This window comes from Cryobacterium fucosi (assembly GCF_004403515.1).
Taxonomy (GTDB): domain Bacteria; phylum Actinomycetota; class Actinomycetes; order Actinomycetales; family Microbacteriaceae; genus Cryobacterium; species Cryobacterium fucosi.
Genome location: NZ_SOHH01000001.1, coordinates 1 through 5,675 on the forward strand (window position 1 = coordinate 1; position 5,675 = coordinate 5,675).

The following is a 5,675-nucleotide window of genomic DNA, read 5'->3' on the forward strand; positions in this document are numbered from 1 at the left end:
CACCGACCTCGCCGACGGAATCTGCCTCTGCCACCCCCACCACCTACTACTCCACAACATGGGCTGGACCATCACCCGCCACGACGACAACTACTGGCTCAAACCACCCGCCTCGAACGACCCCGAACAGACCCTGATCCCACTCCCCCGCAAGGCGCACCTGAAGGTCGACCCAGGCGAGCAGGCCACCGACCTACACCTCGGCTGACCGGGGCCTCGACGGGCTCGACCACCGGGGCGGCTCGACCACCGCGGGCGGCCGGGTCTCGACGAGCTCGACCACCGGGGCGGCCGGGTCTCGACGAGCTCGACCACCGGGGGCGGCTCGACCACCGGGGGCGGCGAGACGGCCGTCTGCACGGTACTCGCACCGATCGGAGGGCTTACCGTGGTCATTCTGAACCCGCAGGCTAGGCGGCACTCCCGGCGATGTTGACCATCCAGCTCACGCCGAACTTGTCCAGGCACATGCCGAAGCTGTCACCCCACGGCGCCCTGTTGAGCGGCATCGTCACGGTGCCGCCGGCCGAGAGCCCGTCCCAGAAGCCGCGCAACTCGGCCTCGTCCGCGGCGTCGCCGCTGAGCGACACCGCGTAGTTCGTGCCCGGCGTGTACTCCATGGTGTTCGGGGTGTCCGCGGCCATCAGAACAAGGCCGCCCCCTGTCTCCAGCATGGAGTGCATGGTCTTGTCCTGCTCCGCCGGGTCCTCACTGACCTGGAACTCCGCGAATGTACTGCGGGTCACCGTGCCGCCGAAGACCGACTGGTAGAACTCTATGGCCTCCTTGGCTGTGTCGCGAAAACTCAGGTACGGGTTGAGACGTGTGGTCATGATCTGCTCTCCTCGATCGACGAATTCCTGCTTCGATTATCGACCGGCAGGCGCGGATCCACGAGAGCCTGTGTCAACTACGCGCCGACATCGGCACCGACTCAATCGCCGAGCTTCACCGCCCTGATAAGCGACGCGAAACGCGCGTTGTCGGGCAGGTCGTCGATCAGCACGGATGCCCCGTCCGGACCGGCCAGGGGAATTCGCCAGTTCGGGTACTCGTTCATGGTTCCCGGCTGATTCTGGGTGCGCCGCTCGCCGACCGCATCGACCAGCGCCACGCCGAGCAGCGACGACGGCGTCAGCGCCGTGAACGCGTACAGCGCCTCGACCGTTTCCTGGATCCCCACGACGGTGCCGGACTCCGGCAGCAGCCCGCGCTCGCGCACGAGGGCGAGCACCGCCTCCTGCTCCTCGGCGTCCGCGGCGCGTTCCTCCGGGGCCGGGCGGCCGAGCAGACCCAGGGATTCTCGCAGGGCCACGTGGTCCCCCGCGAGGTAACCGGCGGTCGGCGGCAGGTCGTGGGTGTTCACGCTGGTCAGGCACTGCTGCCGGTAGCTCTCCGGCGCGAACGGCACCCCGTTGTCGCGCTCGAACCAGAGGATGGAGGTTCCGAAGATGCAGCGCTCGGCCAGGTACTCCCGCACCCAGCCCTCGAAGACGCCGAGGTCCTCGCCGACCACGATCGCCCCGGCGCGTTGGGCCTCCAGGGCCAGGATGCCGATCAGCGCCTCGTGGTCATAGTGCACGTAGGTGCCGTCCCCCGGACCGGCGCCGTCCGGGATCCACCAGAGCCGGAAGAGGCCCAGGATGTGGTCGACCCGCACCCCGCCCGCGTGACGCAGCACGCTGCGGAGCATGTCACGGTAGGCGGCGTAGCCCGACTCGGCCAGCCGGCCCGGGTGCCACGGCGGCTGGGACCAGTTCTGGCCGATCTGGTTGAACATGTCCGCCGGCGCGCCGACGGTCATCCCCGGTGCGAGCACGTCGTGCAGGGTCCAGGCATCCGAGCCGTGGCGCTGCACCCCGACCGCGAGGTCGTGTACGACGCCGATGCCCATGCCGGCATCCGTCGCCGCGGCCTGGGCGGTCTCCAGCTGATGGTCGCAGACCCACTGCAACCAGCAGTGGAATGTCACCCGACCGGCGAGCTCGTCCCTGTACAGGGCGGCGAACGGGCCGCGCGGGCCAGTCGGTTCCAGCAGCCACTCCGGCGAGTCCGCCGGGAAGCGTTCGGTCAATGCACACCACAGGGCGAAGTCCTCGAGTCCCTGGCCCTGCTCCCGGCGGAAGACCTCGAACTGGTTTTCCCTGGCCGGGCTACGCCGCACCAGGTGGATGAGTTCGAGGGCGGTGAGTTTGGCTTCATAGGAGGAGTCCCGGTCCAGCCGCTCGGTGTCGAGGTTCGCCGGCCGCAGCCCGGCCGCGAGGGTCTCCACGACGGTGCGCGATTCGGCGGACAGGTAGGAGTACTCGGGGATGTTTTCGACCCGGATGTAGAGCGGGTGGAAGAACCGCCGACTGGACGGCAGGTACGGCGACGGCTCGACGGGCGGGGCCGGCTCGGAGGCGTGCAGCGGGTTGACCAGCACGAAGTCGGCGCCGTACTGGGCGCCGGAGATCGCGGCCAGGTCGGCCAGGTCGGCGAAGTCGCCGATTCCCCAGGACCGTGACGACCGCACGGAGTACAGCTGGGCCATCAGACCCCAGCGCTGCTGCCCGGCCAGGGCCTGGGTGGTCTGCAGGCGCTCGGGGGTGACGACGAGGGTGCTCCTGGCCGTGTCGCCGTCGTGTTCGGCGATCAGGGTGTGCCAGCCGAGCGGGAGGTGACCTGGCACGACGAAGGTCGCCCGGCTGGTCGCTCGACCGTCGATGTCGCGCGGCTCGCTCCAGTTGCCTCGCTGCGGAACCGGATGCCGTGAGCCGTCCTCGGCGAGCACTGACACCAGGACCGGTCGGCCGGCACCGGTGTGCACGGCGACCTCGAGTTCACTGCCCTCGCGGGCGACAAGCGTGGGCGGCAGCAGCCGGCGCCACGGCTCGCTCCGTCGCTCGGCCAGCGACGACGCGATCTCCTGCGGCGTGCCGACCGGGACGCCCAGGGCCGTCAGCACGCCGCGCAGCGTCTCGTCCGGCACCGGCCGGTCCGCACCGTCCCAGCCTCGGAACGAGGTGTCCACCCCGTGTGCCTGTGCCAGTTCCCGCAACGGTGATGTCGCTGCGCCGGTTCGACCGTGCTTCATGGCCCCACTCGTTTCATGGCCCCACTCTATGGCCTGCGCTCGGAGCCGCCGCCGCCGTTCACGCGCGGACGGTGGCGCGCGCCGCCCAGGCACGCGCCGACAGGGGAACGGAGCCGTCCGGCTGGGTGGGGAGGCGCGCCTGGAGGATCTCACGCAGGTAGGCCCGCCGCTGCTCACCGAGCGACATCAGGTAGGCGGGAGCCGCGCCCTGGCCACCCAGGAACGGCTCCCAGTAGTCGTCGAAGCCGGAGAACGGGGTGGGGATGTCGATGGCCCTGACCTCGGGGTCGGCCAGCCCCGCCTCGGTGAAGAGTTCCCCCAGGGCGTCCGGCCGGCACGACGGGAAACGGGAGCCTTCATGCAGGCTCACCGCGTCGGGGTCGAGCAGGGCCGCGGCATCCCAGAAATACCGGATGAGCTCCATCTTCCCGGCGTAGTCCCAGACGTAGGCGCCGATTGTTCCTCCCTCCACGGTCACTCGGGCCATTTCGGCGAGCGCCGCCCGCTGATCCGGGATGAAGTTGAGGACCAGGCCGGAGACGGCCACGTCGACTGCCTGGCCGGCAAGCGGGATGGCCTCGGCGCTGCCCTCGTACAGGCGCGCCCGGCCGGCAAGGTTCTCCCGCGCTGCCGCGAGGAACCCGGCCGAGGGCTCCACACCGATCACTTCGGCGGGAGATGACCGGCCGAGGATCTCCTGGCACAGCACACCGGTTCCGCAGCCCACGTCGAGCCATCGCCGACCGGGCGGAATCCCGAGCCAGTCGAGGAACTCCGGGGCAACCAGGCGACTCCACCGCCCGATGTACCGTTCGTACGGGCTTCCCTGCTCCCAGCGCTCGAGCACCGGTTCCGGATCCATGGTCGCTTCTCTCCACGCACGCGTCTGTGACTCCCGCCGCCGGGACCCCGGCCCGATACGCCGGGCCGGATCTCGGCCACCGATTGCTCACAAACTACAACCCTTCCGGGCGAATGCGACAGGGACTCCTTTTCCGGACACCACGGAACCTCCACTGCCCGCGATGATGCAGCCGAGCGGGCGTGAACCGGCGACAGTTTCCTGGCGCGTTCGTGCTTCGGATGGCGCAGGCTCAGGTCGCGGCCGCCGTGCCGCGGCGCGTCATCGATCGGGGCGCGCCCGGCTCGGTTGCACTCGCGCCGGCTCCCCCGGCATCTTCGGGAAGTCCGGCGGGAACGGCAGCTCGCCGAGGCCCGCATCCCGGTCACGCTCCCACCAGCCGAGCAGCCGGTCGATCGTCCCCGGCTGGTCGTGCATGTGTGCCCACGGGTCGCCCGTGGCTCGCAGCCGGGCCGGCACCGTGGCAATGGTGTAGTCCCTGGCCTCGGCGCCGACGAGTTCATCCCACTCGAGCGGGCAGGACACCGGCGCGTGGGCAAGTGGCCGCGGACTATAGGCGCCCGCCATTGTGCGGTCCCGATTCGCCTGGTTGAAGTCGATGAACACCCGCTCGCCCCGCTCCTCCTTCCACCAGTTCGTCGTGACCTGGCGCGGCATCCGGCGTTCCAGCTCCCGTGCGGCCGCGATCACGGCGTGCCGCACGTCCAGGAACTCATGCGTCGGAATGATCGGCGCGAAGACGTGCAAGCCGCGGTTTCCGGATGTCTTGACGAAGGCGCTCAGGCCGACCTCCCCGAGCACGGACCGCAATTCGACCGCGGCCGTGACGGCGTCGTCGAAGCCGGTGCCCGGCTGTGGGTCGAGGTCGATCCGCAACTGGTCGGGGTTGTCGGGCAGGTCGGCGCGCGAGGCCCACGGGTGGAACACGACCGTGTTCATCTGCACCGCCCAGACGGCAGCGGCGGGCTCGTCGAGGACCAGTTGCGGATGCGAGCGTCCGCTCGGGAAGACGACCGTCACCGAGCGAACGAAGTCGGGTGCCCCCCTGGGTGGGTTTTTCGAGAAGAATTGCTCACCGTCGACGCCGTCCGGGAAGCGCTGCAGGGTCACCGGACGGTCGCCGTTGGCCCGGATGAAGGCGGTGCCGACGTCGATGAGGTAGCGGGCGAGGTCCAGCTTGGTGGTCCCGGTCTCCGGCCAGAGAACCCGGCCGGGGCTGGAAAGGCGCACCTCGCGGTCGCCCTGCGGCCCGGGGACGGTGAGGAGCACGGCTTCGTTTCCCATCCGGACAACCTAGCTGGATCCAGCCTGATCGGCACAGGCCGGGTCAGTACCAGTTGACGCTCTCCGAGTGCGCCCACGCCCCACAGGGGGTTCCGTACCTCGCCGCGATGTAGCCGAGGCCCCAGTTGATCTGGGTTGCGGCGTTCGTGCGCCAGTCGGCGCCGGCGGATGCCATCTTGCTGCCGGGAAGGGATTGCGGGATGCCGTAGGCTTCACTTCCGGCGTTGTAGGCGTCGGCCCGCCAGCTCGACTCCCGGTTCCACAGGGACACCAGACAGTTGAACTCGCCCTGGCTCCACCCGCGTGCGGACACCGCGGAGGAGGCGTAGGCGCGCGCCGCGGCCGGATCGACGACGGTGCCAGGTGACGGGGCGGTGCCCGAGCCTCCGCCTCCGCCCCCGCCGGAGCCGGAGCCCTGGCCGGCCGCGGCCTGCGCCGCGGCTGCTTCCGCGG

General features: G+C 70.3%; 5 protein-coding genes and 1 pseudogene. 1 reads left to right on the plus strand and 5 read right to left on the minus strand.

Annotated features, from left to right (window positions below; all coding sequences use genetic code 11):
- A pseudogene (locus E3T48_RS16560) lies at nucleotides 1-208 on the plus strand (hypothetical protein); the annotation flags it as partial.
- Nucleotides 209-410: 202 nt separating this feature from the next.
- Here the strand turns inward: E3T48_RS16560 and E3T48_RS00005 are convergent.
- The 5 genes from E3T48_RS00005 to E3T48_RS17065 form a co-directional block, all read right to left on the minus strand.
- Nucleotides 411-833, minus strand: a complete 423-nt coding sequence (locus E3T48_RS00005) for a VOC family protein (protein ID WP_134521853.1) — start codon at nucleotides 831-833, stop codon at nucleotides 411-413.
- 101 nt (nucleotides 834-934) lie between these two features.
- Entirely contained in the window at nucleotides 935-3,076 is a 2,142-nt protein-coding gene (gene malQ, locus E3T48_RS00010; protein ID WP_134521854.1) for a 4-alpha-glucanotransferase, read from the minus strand.
- A 58-nt stretch (nucleotides 3,077-3,134) separates the two neighbouring features.
- Nucleotides 3,135-3,938, minus strand: coding sequence for a class I SAM-dependent methyltransferase (locus E3T48_RS00015; RefSeq protein WP_134521855.1), 804 nt, complete (start codon nucleotides 3,936-3,938; stop codon nucleotides 3,135-3,137).
- Nucleotides 3,939-4,199: 261 nt separating this feature from the next.
- Complete coding sequence (ligD, locus tag E3T48_RS00020) at nucleotides 4,200-5,222, minus strand: non-homologous end-joining DNA ligase (protein WP_134521856.1); 1,023 nt, start codon at nucleotides 5,220-5,222, stop codon at nucleotides 4,200-4,202.
- Nucleotides 5,223-5,265: 43 nt separating this feature from the next.
- Nucleotides 5,266-5,675: aggregation-promoting factor C-terminal-like domain-containing protein (locus tag E3T48_RS17065; RefSeq protein WP_478213388.1), on the minus strand; the 410-nt coding region annotated here is incomplete at its 5' end.

What these genes read in the sequence shown, in the direction of transcription:
- E3T48_RS00005 (WP_134521853.1), bottom strand. Translation starts at nt 833, where the DNA reads ATGACCACACGTCTCAACCCGTACCTGAGTTTTCGCGACACAGCCAAG.
- malQ (WP_134521854.1), bottom strand. Translation starts at nt 3,076, where the DNA reads ATGAAGCACGGTCGAACCGGCGCAGCGACATCACCGTTGCGGGAACTG.
- E3T48_RS00015 (WP_134521855.1), bottom strand. Translation starts at nt 3,938, where the DNA reads ATGGATCCGGAACCGGTGCTCGAGCGCTGGGAGCAGGGAAGCCCGTAC.
- ligD (WP_134521856.1), bottom strand. Translation starts at nt 5,222, where the DNA reads ATGGGAAACGAAGCCGTGCTCCTCACCGTCCCCGGGCCGCAGGGCGAC.